The following is a 22875-nucleotide window of genomic DNA, read 5'->3' on the forward strand; positions in this document are numbered from 1 at the left end:
TATATTAAAAATTAGTTATTTTTTTAAAATCCAACTCATCAAAATCGTTGACAATGAGATCAGCCATAGACAAATCTTGTAGTTTAGAATTCACACTATTATAACCCACGCAAAAAATTCCAGCTCCTTTTGCAGCTCTTACACCATTATTACTGTCTTCAATAACAATACAATTTTCTTTTGGTGCAATAGATAAACTAGCAGCATATTCAAATATTTCAGGATGTGGTTTTGAATTGGGGAAATCTTCTCCGCTGACGATATGAGTGAAATATTGATGCAAACCAAAACGATTAAAAACGCGCTCTATTGTTACTTTCGAAGCTGAGGAAGCCAATATTAATTGCATCCCATTTTCATGGAGATTTTTAATTAATTTTTCGACTCCTTCAATTAAATATAAATCTTCTTTATTGTCAAAAGCATCATTAAACAAGGTTCGTTTTCTTTGAATTAAATCTTCCACTTCACCATCTAACGAGAATAATTCTTTTAGTTTTTGGAACGTGTTTCTGGTAGAATTCCCCATAAATGTAGTAAACATTGCTGCAGAAACATCAATGTTTAATTCAGAAAAATGTTGAAAATAAGCATAACTATGAACGGGTTCCGTGTCAACGATTACGCCATCCATATCAAAAATTACTGTTTGTTTCATTTGTTTTATTTATAATTTAGTGATCAGTGATCTGTGTTTGTGTAAGTGATGACTGATCACTGACCACAGACCACTTTTTTTAATCATGTTTTCCGTCAAAATAAGACATCCATTTTCCTTGAACTTTCATTACTTGCTCAATTACTTCTCGAACGGCTCCTTTTCCTCCATTTTTATGAGAAATATAACGTGATATAGCTTTGATTTCTGGTGCAGCATCTTGAGGACAAGTTGGTAGTCCAACAAGTTGCATCACATGATAATCGGGAATATCATCTCCCATATACAGCACGTTTTCGGGCTTTATGTTGTACAGTTCTGTATATTCTTCAAAAGTGGCTACTTTATCAGGCGTTCCAAGATGAATGTCTGTTATACCTAAATTTCTTAATCGCACACGAACTCCTTCGTTGCTTCCGCCAGAAATAATGCAAACATTATAACCACTTTCAACTGCTGCTTTTAGAGCATATCCATCCCGAATATTCATCGTTCTTAGAATTTCACCCTCGTTGGTTACAAAAACAGAACCATCCGTGAGCACTCCGTCTACATCAAATATAAAAGTAGTGATGTCGTTCATTATTTCTTTATAACTCTTTGCCATTTTTTTGAATCGATTGTGTTAGTAATTTATATAGTGTAGCTTGATTCTCATTGGTTAAAAAATCTAAATGAGCTTCAATGGTATGTTTGTCGTTTCGGATTGCAGGACCTGTTTGCGCATCTTTTGGCGAAAGCGATAGTACTTTATTTGCAGTTTCCAGAATTAGTGGTTTTAAAACATCGAAAGAAACCTTATTTTCAATGCAAATTTCATTGCCTATATGGTACAAATGATTTACGAAATTATTCACAAAAACAGCCGCTACATGCAAGGATTTTCGTTGATCACCATTGATTTTGTAGGTGTTTTTAGAAATGGATTGCGCCACTTTTTCTAATAACTCATAATCCGATTCGTTTTCGCTTTCCAAGCAAATTGGAATTGTGCTAAAATCGACTGCTTTGTTTTTTGAAAAAGTTTGCAAAGGATAAAAAACGCCTTTTCGGTTTTTTGAGTCTAATGAATCGATAGCAACACTGCCCGAAGTATGAACAACAAGACGATTTTCGAATGCTAATTGTGATGAAACTTCACTTATTGCATCATCAGAAACAGAGATGATATACAAATCGGCTTCAGCCAAATCGTTAAAATCAGCTGTTATTTTTTTGGAATCGATTAAGTGGTTGATAGTTTCTTTTCTCCTAGAAAAAACTTGTGATACAACGATTTCTTTGCTTTTGGCGAAAGCCATAATCAAGTGTTGTGCAACATTTCCGGAGCCAATAATAACTATTTTAATCATTTGGCAAATTTAACAAAAAAAAGATAAAAGTCTATATTAAAGCGATTCAATTGATGGGCATACCAAAGTGGTTTTCCTTCTTGTTTTATATATTCTTTTACTATTTCATTTTTGGTTTTTATTAACAAATTATCAATTTAGCAACTCAACTTAATTAAGTACTTTTGTAGCACTTTAAAAAAAACGTAATTACTTACAGATGAATAAAAAAATAGCTTCCATTTTGTTTTCTACACGACTAATGGCAATGCTTTTCTTAACTTTTGCCATTGCTATGGGCACTGGAACATTTATTGAAAGCAAATACAACACAGACACTGCACGTATTTTAGTTTATAATTCATGGTGGTTTGAAGCAATTATGATTTTTTTCTTTATTAATTTTATTGGAAATATCAAGCGGTATCAATTATTGAAAAAAGAAAAATGGGCAACACTTATGCTGCATTTGTCTTTTGTTTTTATTATTACAGGTGCTTTTATTACACGTTATATTAGTTTCGAAGGAATGATGCCTATTCGTGAAGGCGCCACTGAAAATGTATTTTATTCTGATAAAATGTTTCTAACCGTTTTTGTTGACGGTGATTACAAAGGAGAAATGAAGCGTAGGGTTTTTGAAAAACCTTTACGACTTTCTCCGGTTACCAATAATAGCTTTTCTATAAATGAAAGTTTTGCCGAGACCCAATTTGAAGTGAAATATGAAAATTTTATTATGGGTGCCAAAGAGATAATAAAACCGGATCCTAAAGGGGTTTTGTATCTTAAACTTGTTGAGGCTGGTGATGGAGGTCGTGAAGAACATTTTATAAAAGAAGGTGAAATTCAAAACATTCATAATGTGCTTTTTACCTTGAATAAATTTACAGCAGGAGCAATAAATATAACGATCAAAGAAGGTGTTTCAACAATTCAGACTCCATTTGAAGGTGATTTTATGCGAATGGCGGACCAGTTAAAAGGGAAAGTAGTTAAAGATATAGAACAACCTTTAATGATGCGTTCTTTATATAGTATTGGCGAAAAACGTTTTGTTTTTCCAGATCCTGCGGTGAAAGGTGTTATCGATTATGAATCGAAAAATGATTATAAGGCGAAGGGTAGTAGTGATGCTTTAACACTAAAATTGACAGCCGATGGTCAACAAAAAATGGTAACTGTTATTGGCTCTAAAGGAAGAGTTGCTGAATCCAAATCTGTTAAAATAGGTGAACTAGAATATACTTTTTTCTTTGGAAGTAAAGTCTACACTTTACCTTTTAGTTTAAAATTAAATGATTTTATAGCCCAGAAATATCCTGGAACCGAGAAAAGTTATTCTTCTTTCGAAAGTAAAGTCACTGTTCAAGATGGAAACAAACCATTTGATGCCCGAATATTTATGAATAATATCTTGGATTATAAGGGATACCGATTTTTTCAATCTTCATTCGACCCCGATGAAAAAGGAACGGTTTTGTCTGTAAATCATGATTATTGGGGGTCGTTTATCACTTATATTGGATATTTTATGCTCTATTTTTCTATGTTGGCTATCCTTTTTACGAAGCATTCCCGATTTGCAGATTTAAAACGAAAATTGGCTAACGTAAAAATGAAAAAAAGTAAACTACTTACCCTTTTGGTTTTATTATTTAGCTGTGCTTCATTTGCACAAGCACACCAAAGCCATACACCTACCGCGCAGCAAATAGATTCGATACTCGAAAAACACAAAGTTTCAGAAGCGCATGCGGCTAAATTTGGACGATTAATTATCCAAGACGCTGGAGGAAGAATGAAACCTATTAATACTTTTTCATCAGAGTTATTGCGAAAAGTAAGCCATCAGAATACCTATAAAGGGATGAATCCTGATCAGGTGCTGTTATCAATGACAATGGAAGGTAGAGTGTGGATTCATGCTCCAATAATTTATATCAAGTCGGGTAATGACAGTATTCGTAAACTAATCGGAGTTGCCTCAGATGCAAAATACGCATCATTCATTTCCTTTTTTGATGATTTGGGAAACTATAAATTATCAAAATACTTAGATACCGCTTATAAATCGGCAAACCCCAATCAGTTTGAAAAAGATTTTATCGAAACTGATAAAAAAATCAATTTGATGGATAATGCATTAGGAGGTAGTATCTTGAAAATATTTCCGATTCCAAATGATGCCAATAACAAATGGATTTCATTACCAGAAGTAGAACATTCTGGTTTAAAAGGAATGGAAGCAACCTATACATCAAGTATTCTTTCCTTGTATTTTGGTTCGCTAGAACATGCTGTTGACACAAAGGATTATAAGCAAGCAGATGAATTGTTAGAAAGTATCAATGGCTATCAGAAAAAATTTGGTAGTAAAGTACATCCAAGCGAAGAGAAAATCGATATGGAGATTTTGTATAATAAATACGATGTGTTTCAAAAGTTGCCTTATTGGTACATTTATGCGGCCCTTTTAATGTTGTTTTTTACTATTCTAAACATTTTCAAAGAGCGAAAAATATTGAATATCATCATCAATATCTTTCACGTTATCATTGGGTTACTTTTTGTATTACACACCCTTGGACTTGCATCGCGTTGGTACATTTCTGGACATGCGCCTTGGAGTAATGCTTACGAATCTATTATTTATGTGGCTTGGGCAACGATGTTTTTTGGATTGGCCTTCGATATAAAATCAAAATTAACCGTCGCCTCATCGGCATTTGTAACTGCCATGATTCTAACGGCTGCTTACATGAACTGGATTGATCCCGAAATTGCAAATTTGCAACCCGTACTTAATTCGTATTGGTTAATGATTCATGTTGCCATCATTGTGGCCAGTTATGGTCCATTTGCTTTGGGAATGATTTTGGGAGTTGTTTCTTTATTATTGATTTTATTTACTACTGCCGAAAATAGAGATAAGATGAAATTGAACATCAAGGAAATAACTTATATCAACGAAATGGCATTAACAGTTGGACTGATAATGCTATCCATTGGGAATTTTCTTGGAGGACAATGGGCTAACGAAAGTTGGGGTCGCTATTGGGGTTGGGATCCAAAAGAAACTTGGGCATTGATAAGTATCATGGTTTATGCTTTTGTAATTCACTCTCGATTTGTTCCTTCACTTAGAGGAAAATGGGTTTTTAATCTAATGAGTGTATTTGCATTCGTATCTATTTTGTTTACTTATTTTGGTGTAAATTTCCACTTGGTAGGATTGCATTCATATGCTAGTGGAGAGGCAAAATCATTAAGCTGGATTTGGTATTCCTTAGGTACTATTGCCTTATTTGGTGCTATAACTTATCCAAAATATAAAAAATATTATAAGAAGTAGATTCTATATTATTTTTAATTAGAAAGGTTCAACTGCAAAGTTGAACCTTTTTTTTTGTTTTAATTTTTATTTGGGCGTGACCAGTCAGTTACTCCGGCTATCGCCTTGTAACTTCGGGTCGGGCTATTCGTTTCAATCTCCCGATGAAAAATCGGGAGGATTTTCACTTTTATCCCTCACGCAAATCGATGCAAAGAATTGCTATCCCGCTTTTATAACCTCCTTCACAGCTGTTTCGTAATTCCTGATGCTTTGTGCTTTTTTTATCTTTTTATGTACTTTATGAGGATTTGAAAAGATAACCGAAAAGTATTCCCATAAATGATGCATTTTCAAAAGAATATGGGTAGAACCAGATAAAGATTCGCTGTAGCCTTGGTACAAGGTTTCATGAAATTCACTAAATAATTCCATTTTATTTTTAGGATAGTCAAAGGAGTTATTTTTAATCATGCTGGGCAAAAAAGGATCCCCTATTAATCCTCGTCCTATCATCCAATGATCGATAGTGGGGAAACGCTCTTGCATCTCTTTAAACTTAGCTACGCTAGTAATATCGCCATTGTAATAGAGTTTCAATTTGGTGTTGTCAACACAAGCTTGGAAGGCATCCAAATGCACGCCACCTTTATACAATTGTTTGCCAATACGGGCATGAATCGCGACATTCTTAATGGGATACTTTTCTAGTATGGGAAAAACATCCAAAATTTCTTCGGTAGTGTCATAGCCCAAACGCATTTTCATCGAGACAATAATATCCGATTCCGAATGCACTTTGTCTAAAATATGGTTTATTTTTTCGGTATTACTGATCAAACCCGAACCCATGCCACATTTGGTCACCATAGGATAGGGGCAACCTAAATTCCAATTCAATTCCTTATACCCCAATTCGCGAACATACTTGGAGACAAACAGAAATTCATCGGCATCGTTGGTAATAATCTGCGGAATTACCTCTAGACTATTGTTGTTTTCGGGTAGTAAATCTCGATTATAGGATGATTTTATTTCCAGTTTTCCATTCAAGCGGATGTAAGGCGAATAAAAAGTATCAATTCCTCCAAAAATCTTGTTTTGAGCATTTCTAAAACGAAAATCGGTGAACCCTTGTAAAGGAGATGAAAGTAAGGTGTAGTCCATGTATTAAATAAAGTGCAAATATAGGATTCTTTTACGCAGTTCTGTTTTTTTGAAGTACAATTGATAATAAACAGACTCGCCATAAAAATCGGTATTTTAAAATGGTATCAAGTCCATTTTGAATCAAATACTTCCCGATATTCAAAAAAAATATCGGGATTAAAGCATTATATCTTTTAATTCAGCAACTTTTACAAAAACAAATTTATTTCTTTCCAAATTTCCAATCGAATTCGTCCTTAGCATTGATAATGGCGCCAATTTCAAATTTAACAACTTCCTCGTATTCCGTTTGCAGAATAATCCAATTTTCCTCGTTGAAATAGTTTTCGAAAGTATCAAAATCTTCTTGGGTGAATTTAGTGATTCCTTTGGTCGCCAATACCTTTTTGACTTCATTGATTTTTTTTCCAATGATTTTGTTGCCTAATAAATCCAAGTCTGGACTCGAAGCCACAATATATCCCAACTTCAATTCTTCTTCCTGATAGAAAGTCAGACGCATTTTCAGAGCGTTATAGGCAAAAATTATATTGTCGTCTTCGTCCTTGTAATTTCGGTTGGGTTTACCGTAAAGGGCAATAACATCGTTTTGTTTCATCCCGAAAAGGAGTTTGTCGATTCCGTTTTTTAAATTTATTTTCATTTTCTATTATTTATGCGCAAAGTTCGCAAAGTTTTATGCAAAGTCCACTATTTTTTAAAAGTTTAAAAGCAGAAGGATTATTTTGAACTTTGCGAATTTTTGTGAACTAATAGTTTCACTTATATTCGTAAAAAAGATACCGACAAACAACTAGAAATTGAATACAAAATTACTTTTAATAATCTAATAAATAATTAGTTACTTTAGTACACTAAAATAACTGATTATGAACTGGGAAGCCAAAATCATCACGCATAAAGGCAGCAAAAGAATCGCTGTTTATTTCGAAAAAAACATCGAATTAATTGCTCGAATAAAACAATTAGAAGGGGCCCGTTGGAGTCAATCGCTTGTGGCTTGGCATCTTCCTGATACCGATGAAAACCGAGTGCGGTTTAGAATAGCAATCTCCGAAGGAAAATCGGCATTGTCACAAATTCAAATTGGAAATCAATTGGTTCTAAAAAGATTCATAGAACAAATTCAACTCAAGGGATATAGCGGTAGAACCTTAATAACCTATCGCAATGAATTTGGCATTTATTTAAGTTATCTCAAAGAAATCCCTGCCCAAACCATTACCGTTGAGGACATTCGCAATTATATTTTGTTTTGCATCAACGAACTAAAACTAACCGAAGCTACAATACACAGCCGCATAAATGCCATCAAGTTTTATTATGAACAAGTACTGAGGCGAGAACGATTTATGTTGGAAATACCACGTCCAAAAAAACCTTTAAAATTACCAAAAGTAATTGCTCCTGCCGACATCAAAAAACTGTTTGAAGCCACACCCAATCTTAAACACAATACTATCCTTAAACTTTGTTATGGATTAGGATTAAGAGTTTCGGAAATTGTGAATTTAAAAATCATAGACATAGACAGCAAATCGATGCAAGTTTTTATCGAACGAGCCAAAGGAAAGAAAGACCGTTATGTCAATTTGCCAGAAAGTATTTTACCACAACTGCGTCATTATTTTATCCAATACAAGCCAACAGATTATTTATTTGAGGGCCAATATGGCGGGCAGTATAGCATCCGAAGTACCCAACAGATTTTTAAAAATGCACTACAAAAGTCAAAATTAAACAAAGTGGTCAGCATACATAGTTTGCGACACAGTTTTGCTACGCATCTATTAGAGCAAGGAACCGATATTCGATTCATACAAGAACTTTTAGGACACAGTGACATCAGAACGACCCTAATATATACCGAAGTAAGCGATAAAAATATTCGAAAAATAATTAGTCCATTAGATAAACTATAACACAACTATTCTTATATTTGTGATTAATAAAGAGATTGACTAGCCAAAAATGCGCATTGCGTTTTTTTGGCTAGTCGAAATTAAACAACTAATTATCAAGCTTTTACTAGTGTATCAACTATACGAGTTGCGTATACTTAAGAGTTAGCGGTCAGTTGAGTGCAGAAACGCAAATTGAAAGAATATTAATAATCAAAATATTTATTTGTGAAAGACATTTTAATAAGTATCTCTTTAATTTCTTTTGGAATATTTACCATTTGGTTTATAACAAAAAAGAAAAAATCACAGGAAACTGTTTTTGAAAGTGGAAACCGTATAAAAGGCATATTTGGGGGGATTGCATTTATTTTAATCGGAATAATTAAAATCTTAAATGATAATAATTTGTGGTAAAAATTTACTCCACAAAAACATAAAATTCGAAAACTGGAAAGTAGAAGTTTGACAAAGATTACTAAAAACAGAAACGCCTAACCGAATCTTAAATTGGAATTGTCAAACATTATAAATAAACAACCGAACCGCCAACAGCCATTTTGAGCTAGCTGGAATTTAGTGGAATTACCGTTTCGCATCAAGTTTTCGTTTAGCCGAAAATTAAACGTTTACGAACTTCCAGCCATCTCAAAGTGGCATAACGTTAGCAACAAGCTTAAAAAAAAATGAGTATAGAAAGAGACAATATGATTCGTTCATTAAATAGTATTTTTATTCCCGAATTAAGAAAGTTGAAATTTAAGGGAAGTTTCCCTCATTATAGAAGAACTGAAAATGATAAAACGAATTTATTAACTTTTCAATTTGACAGAGATGGTGGTGGTTTTATAATAGAGTTAGCAAATCATATTGGAAAAGAACATACAACTCATTGGAATGAAATTATAGAACTAAAAAAGTTAAATGCACACGACCTGAATGAACGAAAAAGAATATATCCAAATTCAGAAAATGAAAATAATGGAAAAGCAGATTGGTTTAGATATGACAAGAAATCATTTATTAACTTTGGAAACACATTTGACAAACTTGCCAAAAAAGTAACCGAAAGAATTCCCTTAATGGAAAAATATTGGAATGAGATTAAATAAAAAGCCAGTTGCTAACCGCCATTTTGAGCTAGCTGGAATTTAGTGGAATTATCGTTTCGCATCACATTTTCGTTAAGCCGAAAATTGAGCGGTTACGAACTTCCAGCCATCTCAAAGTGGCATAACGTTAGGCATTATTTTAAAAAACTCAGGATGGAAGAAAAATATTTTTGTCGAAATTGCAAAGGAGTACGAAATCATAAAGAACTTTTTCAAAAGAAAACTAGAGGTGGTGATGACTTCAACTATTTCATGTGGATTAAAAACTATTTTGTGATTGAATGTCTTGGTTGTGAAAATATATCATTTTTAGAAGTCTCGGGAGACACTGAAATGGTAGATTATGATGAAGAAGGAAATAGAGAATATTATTTTGAAAAGAACATTTTTCCTTTTTACCTTGAAAAAAGTAACGAACTTGAGCACTTATTTTACTTACCAGATAAAATTAAAGGAATATATACTGAAACAATTTTAGCATTCAAATCAAACTCTTACATATTGACAGCTGGAGGTTTAAGAGCTATAATAGAAGCACTGTGTAACCATCTTAAAATAAAAAAAGGAAATTTAGAAGAGCGTATAGATTTGCTTCATAATAAAGGACATTTAACTTTAAGTGAATCCAAAAGATTGCATTCAATTAGATTTTTAGGAAATGATGCATTACATGAAATTGAAAAACCGAAAAAAGAGCATTTGTTTATTTTATTAGACATAATAAACCATTTACTAACTAATCTTTTCATTAATGATAAAAAAGTAAAAGGAACTATTGAAACAGTCATAGATAAATATGAAGATTTTCTGAAATTAACACAAAACAAGGTTAATAAAGAAATGCTTGGAAATCAATTTTCATTAAATCAAATATTAGGTAAATCAAAAAGATTAATCAAAAAAAATAATTTTGAGGAATTTGAAAAAAAACTAATTGCTGATATTCAAAATGCAGAAATTGATTTTTTTAGTATAAGCGAAACAAAAGATAATATTACAATTTATACAGTTGAAAAAGAACCTGAGATGACATTAAATTGGTAAAAAAACAATGCCTAACAGCTGTTTTGAGCTAGCTGGAGTTTAGTGGAATTCCCGTTTCGCATCAAGTTTTCGTTAAGCCGAAAACTGAAAGGTTACGAATTTCCAGCCATCTCAAAGCAGCAAAACGTTATGCCTAATTATAAAAAAAAGAACCGAATGAAAGTTAAGAATATTATATCATCACTGATTCTGACTATTTATAGCTTGACAATTTTTGCTCAAGACCAAACAACGGAAGATTTAAAAACTTTGTCCGACAATAAGCAATTTGACAAAATCATAGAACAACATACTTCTAAATCAAAGGATTACAGCGCCAAAGCACTGTATTATATTGGACAAGCTTACTATATGAAAGAAGACGACAACAATTGTCTTAAATTTATGAACCTTTCAATCGAAAAAGATTCAAAAGACCCTGCTCCACTATATATAAAGGCTTCAACTTTGAACTATATGCAGAAGTATGATGAAGCTGTAAAATCATTCCAATTAGCTATTAGTTTAAAATCGGACGATGCCGAATTTTACAGCGGACTTGGCGACTCTTACTATAATTTAGAAAAATTAGACTTAGCTCTTGAAGCGTACAAAAAAGCAACTGAACAAAAGAACTGCCAAGACAGACCATATTCATTTGTTGCTCAGATCTATTCTGACCAAAAGAATAATGACAAAGCATTAGAAGCCTTTTATATAGCCAAATCAAAAATAGACAACAAATCTAATTCATATATCAACGCATTGTTCAATATCGGACTACTCGAATCTTCAAAAGGTAATAATGAGAAAGCTGAACCTGCCTTTGTTGAGCTTTTACAATTAGACCCAACCGATTATCATTCTTATGCAAAACTCATCCAAATCTTTTATCATAGAAAAGAGTATGATAAAGCAAAACCATATAAAGTCAAACTATATGATGCTCACAGAAATGGGCTACTTAAAGACAATTTAAAAGATATGTTTTGCTTCGATCAATTTAAATGGAATGACAAGCAAATTCAAGTATATGAAAGATATGAAGAAGGTTCAAAAGACATTTACAATAAACATTTGTTCTATGTTGTAAATCAGGAGGACAACATTGATTATAGAATCCAAACAGAGTTTTCTCCAATTTCTGTAGAACAAGGCGGGTCAAAATATTTACTCTGCCGAACAAAAGGCGATACACATTCGACATTCAACATTGGCTTCAACGACAACTTAAAATATGATGACTTGAAGAAAAGTGTAATTGAAATTCTTGAAGATAAAGTTAAACCGACAGCGACTTCAAAACCAACTAAATAACAAGAATAACTAGGCATAACAGCTGTTTTGATATAGCTGGAATTTAGTGGAATTACCGATTCGCATCAAGTTTTCGTTAAGCCGAAAATTGAGCGGTTACGAACTTCCAGCCATCTCAAAGCAGCGGGACGTTATGCCTCACTTAAAGAAGCATCGTGCATAGCGATAGCGTTGAATATCTGTAGTGCTACTTGTGGCACTATTGCGTTTCCTCCTGCTTTGATTGATTCTTCATTCCATTTTCTTCTTGAAATGGAAGTAGTGTCCAATCGCTCGGAAATCCCATCATCTCCATTACAAATTGGGGATTGAGTTGGCCATCTACCATCATCGTGAGTCCAACTTGCTTTCCTTTTTCCAAACGCTTTTTTACGCAAGGATCCTTGGGATTCCCTCTGTTCCTGTTGTCCGATGCATTCGGGGTTGGTAGCATTCCACTCGTTACCCATTTGGCAACCGTTTCCTCTAAATTCCCCTTGTTTCTTTCCGCTAGTTTTTGGTTGTTTAGATTCATCCCATTCACTTTGTTTGCTCGTGGTGTCGGTATTAGTCCGTTGAACATCGCTTGATCCAATATGCTGTTTGGTCTCTGTTCTCCATTCTTTCGACTCATCATTGTTTTCGCTCCTTTTTCTAACAATCCGATCACTCGTTCTGGATGATTTCTTTGTACACTCGTTGGAGTAGGCCACAAACCAAATTCTCTCTCTTCTATGTGGAGCACCGACGGAACAAGCTGGAAGTATAACCGGTTGTACTTCGTACCCTTCATTTTCCAAGTTAACTTGCACCTCTTCGAATACCAACCCTCCATTCCAATTAACAAGGCCAAGAACGTTTTCCCCCACAATGTAGCGTGGTTTAATCTCTCTAATTGCTCTAAGCATTTCTGGCCATAAATGACGTTCGTCTTCGTTTCCAAGCCTTTTTCCTGATGTTGAGTATGGCTGGCATGGAAACCCTCCAGTAAGGATGTCGATTTTTCCTCTGTGAATAGTGAAATCTGTTTTTGTGATGTCTTCATAAGTAATAGCGTTTGGCCAATAGTATTTTAATATTTTTTGCCCGAAAGGATTCCATTCGCAATGAAATTCATTTTTCCATCCCATCCATTCAGCAGCTAAATCAAATCCTCCAATTCCAGAAAATAATGAACCGTGAGTAAGCAAAGGCATAACAGCTGCTTGTACGCATTGCGGATTTTCCTGTTCAATCATATTTTCGTTTCGCATTATGTTTATTTTTAAGATGAAATTTTGTAGTTCCGAAGTCCGCAACGACGATACAAGCAGCAGCCCGTCAAACTGTCTAAAAACCTCCCCTTCCTTAATTTGTTTTTTAGTATGAAAAATCGTTCAAAAAACTTGTTTCTTACATTCCTTTTCTTTATCTTTAAGTATGTTTTAAACCGCTAAAAAGATAGTTTATGAGTAAATTCATTATTGGAACCAACAGAAACCAACTCCCGCTTTTTGCAACATCTATTGACGATGCTATTGCGCAAGACAACGAAATCAGACTCATTGATTTATTTGTGGACAGTTTGAAATTATCGGATTTTGGATTTAATTTTGATTTTGTCGAAAACGGAAGACCCGCTTATCACCCTTCGGATTTACTGAAACTATTTATTTACGGTTATCTCAATCGTATGCGTTCTTCCAGAACTCTTGAAAAAGAATGCTCCCGAAACATTGAACTGATGTGGCTTATGAAAGGGCTTGTTCCTGATCACAATACTATTGCCAATTTTCGTAAAGACAATCCTAAAGCCATTGCTCGTGTTTTTCGTGCCACAGTAAAAATGGCAGCTCATTTTGAACTCATTGGAGGTACTTTGGTAGCGGGAGATAGTACTAAACTTAGAGCTCAAAACTCTAAGAAAAACAACTTTAATCCTGCAAAAATAGAACGACACATTGCTTATATCGATGCGCGACTCGAAGAATACAACGCCGCTTTAGCCAAAGAAGATGGCGATTCTGAAAACAATAAAATCATCACTAAAAAAATTCAGAAACACACTAATCAAAAACAAAAATACATTGAATATCAAAATACAATTGACACCACAGGAGTAACTCAAATCTCGACTTCAGATCCTGATAGTCGCCAGATTATGACCCGTAACAATATCTCCGAAGTGGCTTATACTGTGCAAACTGTTGTTGATGCCCAGCACAACATTCCTATTGATTTTAAGGTTACCAATGAAAACGATTCCAAAGCAATGGGCAGTATGCTTCGGCGCAGCAAAACTATTTTGGGACACAACAACTTCACCGCCATTTACGACAAAGGGTATCACACCGGAAGCGAGTTTAAATACGCTAATATGCTTGGCATTGACGTTTTGGTAGCCATTCCTGGTGTAGCAGCTCATGCGCCAGATTTGGCTTTTGATGTAGAACATTTTAAATACAACAAAGACAACGATTCTTATACTTGCCCTGCCAATGAAATCCTAACCACAAACGGAAATTGGTACAATAAAACCAATGGGAAATCCATAACCAAAATGAAGCATTACAAAACTGCTGGCTGTTTGTCCTGCGTATTTTTCTCGAAATGCACCAAAAACAAAAAAGGAAGACTCATTGAGCGTTCCCAGTATGCTGATTTGATTTATGAAAACAAAATACGAATGGAAAACAACTACGAAATATATCGCAAACGACAAGCCATTGTAGAACATCCTTACGGCGTCATCAAACGGCAATGGGGATTTTATTACATTATGACCAAGAAAACAATCAAACACGCCTCTGCCGATGTGGGACTCATCTTTACGGCTTACAATCTGCGTAGAATTTTCAATTTAATTGACCAAAATCTTTTAAAACAGTATCTAAAAATGCTGACTTTGTTTATTCTTGCTATAAGAAGCTTTTTTAAAGCTTTTTACGAGTATACTATTTCTTATCCCAAACTAAATATATATTCTAAAAATTATTTAACTGTAGCTTAAATCAACTATTTTTACTCTGAAATTAATTAAAATAACGCAGTTTATAGGTTTTTAGACAAACTGACGTTGGCAGTAATTTTAAATCCTCAATATTTTAAGACTTATGAATATTAAAATAACATTTATTTTCCTTTTCACTTTACTTTCGATTGGAACATATTCTCAGAAAAAAACTCAAAAACTTTATCAGATAATTATTTCCAAATCCGATGAAAAAGATATTAAGAATCGTGACTTTGTCAAGATTGATTCTTTAGGTAACATATTGAGCTTTAATAAAGAAACTGGTGAAAAAGTTAACTTAAAAAGCTTCAACAAAGCACTAACCAAATTTGTCACTGAAGAATCGGAAGTAAAAAAAATTCCTGGGAGTAATAATTTCAGTCCGCTTACGGTTATGCCTGGAAAAGGTCAATATAGTTTTGGAATAACAATAATTTTTTTAGAAGATTATCACAACGAAAAAGAGTTTAAAACAAAAACCGAATATAAATGGACTTCAGTTTCCGACACTAACCAACGAGAATTATTCTTTAAGTATCTTTCGAAAGAAGATAAATTAGTAATGGAAAAGTTTCTGGATTGAAAAAACTACTGCCAACAGCTAAGAGTTTCGTTGGGTGCGTAGCACCAACAATGAAACTCCGGTTGAACGGAACCGATTACATGCCGTTAACACTATGGACTTATCGTAAAGATTTTAGAGAGGATATCAAGAGGATTTAGGATCCTCTTTTTTTTTTGGACTAGTTTCTGCTTCGTTTTTCAGTGTTTTCGGTCACTTTTGGGCATAAAATCCCTTACCCGTAAAGTTAGCTTTTGCAGGGAATGTTGTTTTGGCTACCGCCAAGATACCAAGCAGGCGGACCCCGCTGATCAAAAACGGCTATTCGGTGTAAATTCCCTGTTTTGCAACGGGGACATTTTGGCAAAAAAGGCTTTTTCTCTACTTTATCCAGTACATTTACCTTTAGTTTTTCTTGTAAAAGCTTCAATTTTTGTCGTTTCCAAGTGCTGCTCAAAAAACCATAATGACGGATTTTTACAAATCGTTTGGGTAATATATGCAAGGAAAACCGCCTGATAAATTCCTCATGTGTAAGTGTCATTAGATTTTTGACTCCAGCCAGTCGATAATCCTTGTAATCAAAAGTCACATTCTGATTATCGATACTTTTTATTCTGTAGTTGCTAATAGCAATTTTATGGGTGTATCTGCCCAAATATTCCACCACAGACTTCGCGTTTCCAAAAGGCTTTTTGGCAAAAACCACCCAAGGTTTTTGCCATAATTCTTACCGTATTTGTTCGTATTTTATAGGATCTTTTGCTTTGAGTTTTTCGCAAAACTTGGCTCTAAAAACCTTTGATTTTTATGTGAATGGAAATAGAAATTTGGCGAATGTTTTGCCTTTATTCCAAACATCATTTATCAATTCATTTATCGGGAATTATGACAAAAAAACATTAAACACGCCTCTGACGATGTAGGATTGATTTTCGTCACCTACAATTTGCGCTAAATTTTCAATTTAATTGACCAAAATCTTTTAAAACAGTATAAAAATACTGACTTTATTTGTTCTTGCTATAAGAAGCTTTTTTAAAGCTTTTTACGCGTATACTATTTCTTATCCCAAACTAAATATATATTCTAAAAAATATTTAACTGTAGCTTAAATCAACTATATTTACTCTGAAATTAATTAAAATAACGCAGTTTATAGGTTTTTAGACAAACTGACGTTGTGAGCTATAATCGCTTACGAGACGAAAACACTCCTAAATAATGTATCATTTATTTGCTATTTGTTAACTTTTGAGATAACTTTGCAGTATGAGCAGACAAATTATATTTTACGAAAATCATTTTATTGATTTCTTCCAAAAACAAGATGGAAAAGTCCAAGAGAAAATAAAATATGTTCTAGAGTTAATTAAACAAGTTGAAAAGGTTCCTGAGAAATTTTTAAAACATTTAACTGGAACAAATGGACTTTATGAAATTAGAATTGAATATCAGTCAAATATTTATAGAATATTTTGCTGTTTTGACAAAGGAAAATTGAATGTGCTTTTTAATGGTTTTCACAAGAAAACTCAAAAGACACCAAAAAATGAAGTGGATAAAGCATTAATTTTAATGAATGAATATTTTCAACATAAAAACTAACAAAATGGAAAAATATAAAGGAATAACAACTTTTGACCAACTTATTGAAGTTGAACACGGAAAAATCGGAACTGAAAGTAGAAATAGTTACGAAGAAAAAACGCAGATGTTTATTATCAGTGAAATGCTGAAAGATGCTAGAAAAGAAGCAAAAATAACTCAAGAGCAATTAGCAGAAAAAACAGGAACTAAAAAAAGTTACATCTCGAGAATTGAAAACGGAAAAGGTAATATTCAACTTTCGACTTTAATTAGAATTTTTGAATTAGGGCTAAATAAACGTATTGGTCTGACTTTTTTGTAAATAAAATTAAAGCATACAACAGCTAAGAGTTTCGTTGAGTGCGTAGCACCAACAATGAAACTCCGGTTGAACGGAACCGATTACATGCCGTTAACACTATGGACTTATCGTAAAGATTTTAGAGAGGATATTAAGAGGATTTAGGATCCTCTTTTTTTTTGGACTAGTTTCTGCTTCGTTTTTCAGTGTTTTCGGTCACTTTTGGGCATAAAATCCCTTACCCGTAAAGTTAGCTTTTGCAGGGAATGTTGTTTTGGCTACCGCCAAGATACCAAGCAGGCGGACCCCGCTGATCAAAAACGGCTATTCGGTGTAAATTCCCTGATTTGCAACAGGGACATTTTGGCAAAAAAGGCTTTTTCTCTACTTTATCCAACACATATACCTTTAGTTTTTCTTGTAAATGTTCGTAGCGTAATTTATTTTTTTTTAATCGCTCTATTTTTTTCTGTAATCGTACTGATTGTAAAGCTATTATCCTGTAAATCATTTTTGGCCAATTCAGCTAGATATTCTTGGGTTCGCTCTTCAATATACACTAGATACCTCTCAATTTTCTTTTTATTGAAATTCGCTTTCCTGCTGTTGTGCGCTCTGCTTTTGGTTCCATCAATAGCGATGATTTCACATCCAATCAAGTCAGCATCTTTAAGGAAAGAAACAAAGAGTTTGAACAAATTTTTTAATCCCGATGAATTGTGTTTTCTAAAGTCAGATATACTTTGGTAGTTGGGAGTGATTGTGCATAAAAGCCTTTGCAATTCGATATTGCGAGCGCACTCCTTTTCTAGCTTTCTTGAGCTACGCAGACCATTTAGATAACCATGCAAATAAATTTTAAGAAAGATTTTAGTATCAAAGCTCGGGCGACCTTCAGATTTAAAGTTTTGAACAGAAAAACCTAAAGTTTGTAATGATAATGCTTCGACAAAAGCATCGATAAAACGAACGGGGTTTTCCGGTAAAATAGTGTCTTCTAAACTAGAAAAAAAATAGCAGATTGCGAGGAATTCCTGTGATATGTCGCATTATTAAAAATACGAAATTTCCTGTTTTTGTGCACCTATTTTAATATATTTGTTTGAATTAAAACGGAAGTTTTTTTCAAAGACTGACGTTGGTCGCAAGCCAAAAAAATGAGAAAACGAACTTGTTGTCTAAGATAATCTGTAAATTTGTTAAAAATATTTTGAAATGGATATACAAACGAGAAAAATAGAATTCGTACAAGCTTTTCTTAAACTTCAAAGTGAAGAAGTAATTTCTCAATTTGAAAATTTATTGAGAAAAAAATCATCGTACGAGATTGAAGAAGGCAAACTTTTAAAACCAATGTCAATTAAAGAGTTTAACAAAAGAATTGATCAATCAGAAAGTGATTTTAAAAATGGCAAATATAAAAGTACTTCTGAGCTTTTAAAAAAAATTAGTTAATGAATTTTGAAATTATTTGGTCAGATTTTGCAGAAAGGCAACTTGATGAGATTTTCGAATATTATGTTGAAAATGCAAGTTTAAAAGTTGCTAAAAATTTACTTCAAAAACTTTTAGCAGAGCCAAACAAGATTATGGATAATCCCGAAATGTTACAAATTGAAGAATTATTAATTGCCAGACAAGATGAATATCGATATATAGTTTAGTTTGTAAAAAATATAAAATTATTTACTCAATTGATTATAAGTCGGAACTTATAAAAATTGCTGATGTTTTTGATACTCGTCAAAATCCAACTAAAATTAAACGAACTGAATAAAGCCAGCTACCAACAAACATCAGGCTGTGAAAAAACCTCGTTTTTTCTTTAAAATCTTCCAATTTCCCTATTGTTACAATCCAAATAAAGCCATTTAAGAAGGCTATTTTTTTAGGCTGCAAATTTAATTTGACAGAAAACGAAGTCCACAACCATAAGGCAAGCCAATAAGAATTTTATGTTTGAGCAATATGGCACCTTGCAGCATGGCCCAGACTTCGGCTTTACTCAAAACAACAGGAAGTTTTTTTTCGTGTTTTATCGACGGAAAATAAAGATACTCATACGGTAAGCCTCCGGATTTAAGTAGAAATCGAAGGCCGTAATCAGTGTGTTTAAAGTAAGTCTACGAAGGGGTTTTGGACTTTTTTTGAAGATAAAAAAGGTAATCATGTACTTGCTCAGGGTCAAGTTCCGGTGGGATCTTGCCAAAACCATCAGTTGCTCAAATCCCGGAACTTCACGCTTGGCTTGATTGAGAATATTGTTTTCTCTTAATACATCGGAATGCTTTTTTTTTAGTCATACTAATGAATTTTAGTTATCTTCGTGGGGTGATCAAAATTCAGATTGGTGCTACCGAAGGTTTAGTTCAACACATGTATGTGGCTATTGCGGAATTTAGTTGAATTATCGTTTTTAAATTGTATTTTCGTTTAGCCGAAAATACTATTCTTCGAAGTCCGCAACATCCACAAGCGCGAGAACGAACGCTACAAGCAGGCTGAATTAGAATGTATTACAATAAAAAAATTATGTTTAATGAACTATTTCAACAACTTGAAGAAAAGATAAAACTATCAGAAAAAGAAAAAAACTGCATAGCTAGTTTCTTTGAAATTAAAAAGCTACGAAAAAAACAACTTTTACTTCAAGAAAACGATTACTGTAAAAATTTAGCTTTTGTGTCTAAAGGCGCTTTGAAATCATACACAATAGATGACAAGGGGCAAGAACATATTAGCTTTCTAGCTTGGGAAGGCTGGTGGGTATCGGATTTCAAAAGTTTTATATGTGATGAAAAAGCAATTCTTTCCATTGATGCCATTGAAGATAGCGCATTGTTATTGCTTTCCCGTTCCAATTATGAAAAATTATTGATTGAAGTACCCTCTATGGAACGATATTTTAGAATTTTGTACCAAAATAGCTTAATCACAAAAGACAGAAGGTTAATAAGTTCCAATACTTATACTGCAGAAGAAAAATATCTTCAATTAATAAAAATGTATCCATTTATTTCGCAACGAATATCGCAAAACCTTATTGCATCTTATCTGGGCCTCTCACCTGAAACTATTAGCCGAATTAAGAAAAACTTACACAAGGATAATTGATTCAAATCAATAGTATTTCTTGATTCACATCAAAGCATAGCCTATAAAATTAATGTAATTTTGTCCCATTAGTTGAAACAAGATAAAATAATTAATTATGGATAAAATTGCATTAATTGTTGGAGCGAGTGGAATATCAGGAAACAATCTTGCTCAAGAATTGCTAAAGAATAATTGGACAACCTATGGTATTACCCGAAATTCTGAAGTTAAACTAAAAGGCCTGCAAAACATCAAAGCAGATTTACTTGACCCAAAATCACTTGAAGAAGCATTAAAAAATGTAAAACCCACTCACGTTTTTTTCACAGCTTGGATGCGTAAAGAAACAGAAGCAGAGAACATTCGGGTAAATGGTGAAATGGTTCGTAATCTCCTACAAGTATTATCTCCAAAAAAATCAGTACAACATGTTGCTTTAGTTACAGGATTGAAACATTATTTAGGGCCATTTGAAGCTTATACTCAGGAAGGATTTTTACCTGAAACCCCTGTTAGAGAGGAACACCCTAGATTGAAACTAGACAATTTCTATTACGCTCAGGAAGACGAAATTTTTGCAGCAGCAAAGCGTGACGGATTTACATGGAGCGTACATCGTTCACACACCATTATTGGGCATGCTATTGGGAACTTAATGAATATGGGAACGACGTTAGCTGTATATGCAAGTATCTGTAAGGAAAATGGAATTCCTTTTATCTGGCCAGGGTCAGCAGCACAATGGAATGGAATATCAGATGTTACCGATGCTCAAATATTAGCCAAGCATTTTCTTTGGGCGGCAACTACACCAGAAGCCGCAAATCAAGCATTTAATGTAGTTAATGGCGATATCTTTCGATGGAGTTGGTTATGGAAACAGTTAGCTGAATATTTCGGTATTGAATATCAAGGTTATGTGGAAAATAACAATAGTTTGGAAGAAATAATGAAAGATGATGAAGTAATCTGGAAAAAAATTGCTGACAAGCATCGTTTGGTAGAATCAGATTTAAAAAGGTTGACTTCTCCGTGGCATACCGATCTCGATTTGGGACGCCCAATAGAAGTTATGACAGATATGTCCAAAAGTCGTAAATTAGGATTTACGGAATACCAAGATACCAGAGACTCTTTCTTTGATTTGTTTGACAAATTAAAAGATGAGAACATAATACCTTCCTAACAGGAAGCTAATTATTGATTAAATATTCAATTAAAATTAAAAGAAATGGTAAAATCAATTATTTTGGCCAGTTATGTCTGAAGAAAGAAAGCCAGCAGGTAACAGTAGAGTTTCGTTGGGTGCGTAGCACCAACAATCAAACTCCGGTTGAACTGCCTGTCCCGAACTTTTCTGGAGAACCGATTAGATGCCGTTAACACTATGCACTTATCGTGAAAATTTAAGAGAGAATATCAAGAGGATTTAAAGTCCTCTTTTTTTTGGAGTAGTTTCTGCTTGGTTTTTTGGTGTTTTCGGTCACTTTTATTCCTAAAATACTTTCCCATAATTTAGCTTTTACAGGGATTTGAGTTTTGGCTACCGCCAAGATAGCTAAGAGGCGGACCCCGCTGATCAAAAACGGCTATTCTATGCAAATTTCCTGTCTTGCAACACGGGCATTTAGGTCGAAAGGGCTTTTTCTCTATTTTTTTCTAGTACTATTATCTTTAAATTCCCCTGTAAAATATTGAGCGTTTGACGTTTACAAGTGCTGCTCAAAAAGCCATAATGACGGATTTTTACAAAACGTTTGGGTAAAATAAGTAAGGAAAACCGCCTGATAAATTCCTCATGTGTAAGTGTCATTAGTTTTTTGACTCCAGCCATTCGATAATCCTTGTAATCAAAATTCACATTTGGTTATCGAAACTTTTTATTCTAGGATTGCTAATGGCAATTTTGTGGGTGCATCTGCCCAAATATTCCACCACAGACTTAACGTTTCCAAAAGGTTTCTTGGCAAAAATCACCCAAGGTTTCTTCCATAAATGGTTTCGATTATGTTCGTATTGAATTGGTTCTTTGGCTTTGAGTTTTTTGCCAAACTTGGCTCTAAAAATCTTTGATTTTGCCGTGAATGGAAATAGAAATTTGGCGAATGTTTTGCTTATATTCCAAACATCATTTATCTATTCATTCATCGGGAATCATGACCAAGAAAATAATTAAACACGCCTCTGCCTATGTAAGACTGATCTTTACAGCTTACAATCTGCGTCGAATATTCAACTTGATTGACCAAAATCTTTTAAAACAGTATCTACAAATGCTGACTTTGTTTATTCTTGCTATAAGAAGCTTTTTTAAAGCTTTTTACGAGTAAAATATTTCTTATCCCAAACTAAATATATATTCTAAAAAATATTTAACTGTAGCTTAAATCAATTATTTTTACTCTGAAATTAATTAAAATAACGCAGTTTATAGGTTTTTAGACAAACTGCCGTTTGTCAACATGCACCAATTTTGCGCAGAAAATAAATTTACAAACATTTCCCGAAT

General features: G+C 33.6%; 21 protein-coding genes and 4 pseudogenes. 14 read left to right on the top strand and 11 right to left on the bottom strand.

Features of this window, described 5'->3' with window-relative positions:
* Window positions 1-4: 4 nt before the first annotated feature.
* From E0F76_RS09335 to E0F76_RS09345, 3 genes are all read right to left on the bottom strand, one after another.
* Window positions 5-658: an HAD family hydrolase gene (locus E0F76_RS09335; protein ID WP_132004671.1), complete on the bottom strand. Its 654-nt coding sequence runs from the start codon at window positions 656-658 to the stop codon at window positions 5-7.
* A gap of 79 nt (window positions 659-737) precedes the next feature.
* A complete protein-coding gene (locus tag E0F76_RS09340) occupies window positions 738-1265 on the bottom strand; it encodes a KdsC family phosphatase (protein ID WP_132004673.1) in 528 nt (175 codons plus the stop codon).
* A complete protein-coding gene (locus tag E0F76_RS09345; protein ID WP_132004676.1) occupies window positions 1249-2010 on the bottom strand; it encodes a Rossmann-like and DUF2520 domain-containing protein in 762 nt (253 codons plus the stop codon). Before E0F76_RS09345 ends, E0F76_RS09340 begins: the two co-directional genes overlap by 17 nt.
* Window positions 2011-2209: 199 nt before the next feature.
* On the opposite strand from E0F76_RS09345, the gene ccsA reads away from it, so the two are divergent.
* Complete coding sequence (gene ccsA, locus E0F76_RS09350) at window positions 2210-5344, top strand: cytochrome c biogenesis protein (RefSeq protein ID WP_132004678.1); 3135 nt, start codon at window positions 2210-2212, stop codon at window positions 5342-5344.
* A 201-nt stretch (window positions 5345-5545) separates the two neighbouring features.
* Here the strand turns inward: ccsA and E0F76_RS09355 are convergent, their stop codons facing one another.
* Together E0F76_RS09355 and E0F76_RS09360 are read right to left on the bottom strand one after the other, a co-directional pair.
* Window positions 5546-6490 carry a tRNA dihydrouridine synthase gene (locus E0F76_RS09355; protein ID WP_132004681.1) on the bottom strand — a complete coding sequence of 315 codons (945 nt, stop codon included), beginning with the start codon at window positions 6488-6490 and terminating at the stop codon, window positions 5546-5548.
* Between the two features lie 205 nt (window positions 6491-6695).
* Window positions 6696-7136 (bottom strand): hypothetical protein, encoded by a 441-nt coding sequence (locus E0F76_RS09360; RefSeq protein ID WP_132004684.1) that lies wholly within the window; start codon window positions 7134-7136, stop codon window positions 6696-6698.
* 226 nt (window positions 7137-7362) lie between these two features.
* Between E0F76_RS09360 and E0F76_RS09365 the strand changes: the two genes are divergently transcribed.
* The 5 genes from E0F76_RS09365 to E0F76_RS09385 all read left to right on the top strand — a co-directional run bounded on the left by E0F76_RS09365 (window position 7363) and on the right by E0F76_RS09385 (window position 11846).
* Complete coding sequence (locus E0F76_RS09365; RefSeq protein WP_132004687.1) at window positions 7363-8415, top strand: tyrosine-type recombinase/integrase; 1053 nt, start codon at window positions 7363-7365, stop codon at window positions 8413-8415.
* 207 nt (window positions 8416-8622) lie between these two features.
* Window positions 8623-8811, top strand: a complete 189-nt coding sequence (locus E0F76_RS09370; RefSeq protein ID WP_132004690.1) for a hypothetical protein — start codon at window positions 8623-8625, stop codon at window positions 8809-8811.
* 269 nt (window positions 8812-9080) lie between these two features.
* Window positions 9081-9506 (top strand): DUF4304 domain-containing protein, encoded by a 426-nt coding sequence (locus E0F76_RS09375; protein ID WP_132004693.1) that lies wholly within the window; start codon window positions 9081-9083, stop codon window positions 9504-9506.
* A 153-nt stretch (window positions 9507-9659) separates the two neighbouring features.
* On the top strand, window positions 9660-10550 hold the full coding sequence (locus tag E0F76_RS09380) for a DUF4145 domain-containing protein (RefSeq protein WP_132004765.1): 891 nt from the start codon (window positions 9660-9662) through the stop codon (window positions 10548-10550).
* Between the two features lie 156 nt (window positions 10551-10706).
* A complete protein-coding gene (locus tag E0F76_RS09385; RefSeq protein ID WP_165932670.1) occupies window positions 10707-11846 on the top strand; it encodes a tetratricopeptide repeat protein in 1140 nt (379 codons plus the stop codon).
* A 131-nt stretch (window positions 11847-11977) separates the two neighbouring features.
* Here E0F76_RS09385 and E0F76_RS09390 read toward each other — a convergent pair whose 3' ends face one another.
* Window positions 11978-13078, bottom strand: a complete 1101-nt coding sequence (locus tag E0F76_RS09390; protein WP_220398911.1) for a DNA cytosine methyltransferase — start codon at window positions 13076-13078, stop codon at window positions 11978-11980.
* A gap of 194 nt (window positions 13079-13272) precedes the next feature.
* On the opposite strand from E0F76_RS09390, the gene E0F76_RS09395 reads away from it, so the two are divergent.
* Both E0F76_RS09395 and E0F76_RS09400 read left to right on the top strand, forming a co-directional pair.
* The gene (locus E0F76_RS09395) at window positions 13273-14814 is read left to right on the top strand and encodes an IS1182 family transposase (protein WP_132004699.1); all 1542 of its coding nucleotides are present in this window, start codon (window positions 13273-13275) and stop codon (window positions 14812-14814) included.
* 103 nt (window positions 14815-14917) lie between these two features.
* The gene (locus E0F76_RS09400) at window positions 14918-15400 is read left to right on the top strand and encodes a hypothetical protein (protein ID WP_132004702.1); all 483 of its coding nucleotides are present in this window, start codon (window positions 14918-14920) and stop codon (window positions 15398-15400) included.
* Window positions 15401-15626: 226 nt separating this feature from the next.
* Here the strand turns inward: E0F76_RS09400 and E0F76_RS09405 are convergent.
* Window positions 15627-16214: pseudogene (locus tag E0F76_RS09405) on the bottom strand (IS91 family transposase); the annotation flags it as partial.
* A 437-nt stretch (window positions 16215-16651) separates the two neighbouring features.
* Here E0F76_RS09405 and E0F76_RS09410 point away from each other — a divergent pair.
* Both E0F76_RS09410 and E0F76_RS09415 read left to right on the top strand, forming a co-directional pair.
* On the top strand, window positions 16652-16987 hold the full coding sequence (locus tag E0F76_RS09410) for a type II toxin-antitoxin system RelE/ParE family toxin (protein ID WP_132004705.1): 336 nt from the start codon (window positions 16652-16654) through the stop codon (window positions 16985-16987).
* Between the two features lie 4 nt (window positions 16988-16991).
* The gene (locus E0F76_RS09415) at window positions 16992-17291 is read left to right on the top strand and encodes a helix-turn-helix domain-containing protein (RefSeq protein ID WP_070786819.1); all 300 of its coding nucleotides are present in this window, start codon (window positions 16992-16994) and stop codon (window positions 17289-17291) included.
* 229 nt (window positions 17292-17520) lie between these two features.
* Here E0F76_RS09415 and E0F76_RS20065 read toward each other — a convergent pair.
* From E0F76_RS20065 to E0F76_RS19640, 3 genes and pseudogenes are all read right to left on the bottom strand, one after another.
* Window positions 17521-17694 (bottom strand): annotated as a pseudogene (locus E0F76_RS20065) (IS91 family transposase); the annotation flags it as partial.
* 16 nt (window positions 17695-17710) lie between these two features.
* Entirely contained in the window at window positions 17711-17968 is a 258-nt protein-coding gene (locus E0F76_RS19635; RefSeq protein WP_246022025.1) for a hypothetical protein, read from the bottom strand.
* 51 nt (window positions 17969-18019) lie between these two features.
* Window positions 18020-18121, bottom strand: a pseudogene (locus E0F76_RS19640) (transposase); the annotation flags it as partial.
* Window positions 18122-18485: 364 nt separating this feature from the next.
* Between E0F76_RS19640 and E0F76_RS09430 the strand changes: the two are divergent.
* The 4 genes from E0F76_RS09430 to E0F76_RS09450 all read left to right on the top strand — a co-directional run bounded on the left by E0F76_RS09430 (window position 18486) and on the right by E0F76_RS09450 (window position 21552).
* Window positions 18486-18725: a hypothetical protein gene (locus E0F76_RS09430; protein WP_132004708.1), complete on the top strand. Its 240-nt coding sequence runs from the start codon at window positions 18486-18488 to the stop codon at window positions 18723-18725.
* Window positions 18725-18934, top strand: a complete 210-nt coding sequence (locus E0F76_RS09435) for a type II toxin-antitoxin system RelE/ParE family toxin (protein WP_246022021.1) — start codon at window positions 18725-18727, stop codon at window positions 18932-18934. Before E0F76_RS09430 ends, E0F76_RS09435 begins: the two co-directional genes overlap by 1 nt.
* An 868-nt stretch (window positions 18935-19802) precedes the next feature.
* A complete protein-coding gene (locus E0F76_RS09445; protein WP_165932671.1) occupies window positions 19803-20384 on the top strand; it encodes a Crp/Fnr family transcriptional regulator in 582 nt (193 codons plus the stop codon).
* Window positions 20385-20481: 97 nt separating this feature from the next.
* Window positions 20482-21552: an SDR family oxidoreductase gene (locus tag E0F76_RS09450; protein ID WP_132004711.1), complete on the top strand. Its 1071-nt coding sequence runs from the start codon at window positions 20482-20484 to the stop codon at window positions 21550-21552.
* A 329-nt stretch (window positions 21553-21881) separates the two neighbouring features.
* Here the strand turns inward: E0F76_RS09450 and E0F76_RS19645 are convergent.
* Window positions 21882-22490: pseudogene (locus E0F76_RS19645) on the bottom strand (IS91 family transposase); the annotation flags it as partial.
* Window positions 22491-22875 lie beyond the last annotated feature (385 nt).

This window comes from Flavobacterium cellulosilyticum (assembly GCF_004349355.1).
In the GTDB taxonomy this organism is placed as follows: domain Bacteria; phylum Bacteroidota; class Bacteroidia; order Flavobacteriales; family Flavobacteriaceae; genus Flavobacterium; species Flavobacterium cellulosilyticum.

Excerpts from the sequence above, each read along its gene's own strand:
- E0F76_RS09400 (WP_132004702.1), top strand. The coding sequence starts at position 14,918 with ATGAATATTAAAATAACATTTATTTTCCTTTTCACTTTACTTTCGATT.
- E0F76_RS09435 (WP_246022021.1), top strand. The coding sequence starts at position 18,725 with ATGAATTTTGAAATTATTTGGTCAGATTTTGCAGAAAGGCAACTTGAT.
- E0F76_RS09450 (WP_132004711.1), top strand. The coding sequence starts at position 20,482 with ATGGATAAAATTGCATTAATTGTTGGAGCGAGTGGAATATCAGGAAAC.
- E0F76_RS09355 (WP_132004681.1), bottom strand. The coding sequence starts at position 6,490 with ATGGACTACACCTTACTTTCATCTCCTTTACAAGGGTTCACCGATTTT.
- E0F76_RS09415 (WP_070786819.1), top strand. The coding sequence starts at position 16,992 with ATGGAAAAATATAAAGGAATAACAACTTTTGACCAACTTATTGAAGTT.
- E0F76_RS09385 (WP_165932670.1), top strand. The coding sequence starts at position 10,707 with ATGAAAGTTAAGAATATTATATCATCACTGATTCTGACTATTTATAGC.
- E0F76_RS09390 (WP_220398911.1), bottom strand. The coding sequence starts at position 13,078 with ATGCGAAACGAAAATATGATTGAACAGGAAAATCCGCAATGCGTACAA.
- E0F76_RS09360 (WP_132004684.1), bottom strand. The coding sequence starts at position 7,136 with ATGAAAATAAATTTAAAAAACGGAATCGACAAACTCCTTTTCGGGATG.
- E0F76_RS09445 (WP_165932671.1), top strand. The coding sequence starts at position 19,803 with ATGTTTAATGAACTATTTCAACAACTTGAAGAAAAGATAAAACTATCA.
- E0F76_RS09430 (WP_132004708.1), top strand. The coding sequence starts at position 18,486 with ATGGATATACAAACGAGAAAAATAGAATTCGTACAAGCTTTTCTTAAA.
- E0F76_RS09380 (WP_132004765.1), top strand. The coding sequence starts at position 9,660 with ATGGAAGAAAAATATTTTTGTCGAAATTGCAAAGGAGTACGAAATCAT.
- E0F76_RS09410 (WP_132004705.1), top strand. The coding sequence starts at position 16,652 with ATGAGCAGACAAATTATATTTTACGAAAATCATTTTATTGATTTCTTC.
- ccsA (WP_132004678.1), top strand. The coding sequence starts at position 2,210 with ATGAATAAAAAAATAGCTTCCATTTTGTTTTCTACACGACTAATGGCA.
- E0F76_RS09395 (WP_132004699.1), top strand. The coding sequence starts at position 13,273 with ATGAGTAAATTCATTATTGGAACCAACAGAAACCAACTCCCGCTTTTT.
- E0F76_RS09365 (WP_132004687.1), top strand. The coding sequence starts at position 7,363 with ATGAACTGGGAAGCCAAAATCATCACGCATAAAGGCAGCAAAAGAATC.
- E0F76_RS09375 (WP_132004693.1), top strand. The coding sequence starts at position 9,081 with ATGAGTATAGAAAGAGACAATATGATTCGTTCATTAAATAGTATTTTT.
- E0F76_RS09340 (WP_132004673.1), bottom strand. The coding sequence starts at position 1,265 with ATGGCAAAGAGTTATAAAGAAATAATGAACGACATCACTACTTTTATA.
- E0F76_RS09345 (WP_132004676.1), bottom strand. The coding sequence starts at position 2,010 with ATGATTAAAATAGTTATTATTGGCTCCGGAAATGTTGCACAACACTTG.
- E0F76_RS09335 (WP_132004671.1), bottom strand. The coding sequence starts at position 658 with ATGAAACAAACAGTAATTTTTGATATGGATGGCGTAATCGTTGACACG.